General features: G+C 64.7%; 1 protein-coding gene. It reads right to left on the bottom strand.

The features are described from left to right. On the bottom strand, window positions 1–552 hold a 552-nt coding region (locus CK240_RS17880; protein ID WP_095641563.1), incomplete at both ends, for a CbtA family protein.

The raw sequence follows: 552 nt of genomic DNA, 5'->3' as shown, positions 1-552 counted from the left end.
GGCCTTCGATAGCATCGATGAAGGGGTTCCGCGCCCGACCAGCCAGCCGAAGATCAGTCCGGTTCCGCCCCACAGAATTGCGTTGAGGAGCAGCGAGACAGTACGGAACTGCTGCAGCACCTCCGCCGGAAAATCGGCAGGAACCTCTCTCACCGCAGGCAGGATCAGCGCCGCGAGAACGACGATACCCGCGTAGGTTGCCCCGCCCGCCAGCCAGCCAAGCCGGTGGTCCGTCACGCGCCGCGCCACAACCACCGCCGCCACCATCCCGGCGATAGAGATTGCGAGCATCAGAAAGTACAGCCCAGTGCGCATGCCGATCGTCTCTGGGCTGCCGACAGCAGGCGGGTTGGCGGCGTATTTCAGCCCCGGGACCAAGGTCACAGAAACATAGCCGAGGACCGCAATCGCCCCAGCGGTTGCCAGGGGGCTAAGGTCCGACAGACGCCCGTGCGCCCAAGCATAGACTAAGGCGAAAACCCCTCCGAGGGCGGTCGCGAAAACGATCATGCCAGTGAACAGTCCGATCCCCGCCTGCGTCGGACGACTGAC

It is taken from the genome of Paracoccus salipaludis (assembly GCF_002287065.1).
GTDB classification, from domain to species: Bacteria; Pseudomonadota; Alphaproteobacteria; order Rhodobacterales; family Rhodobacteraceae; genus Paracoccus; species Paracoccus salipaludis.
This window is presented reverse-complemented; position numbering and strand designations above follow the sequence as displayed.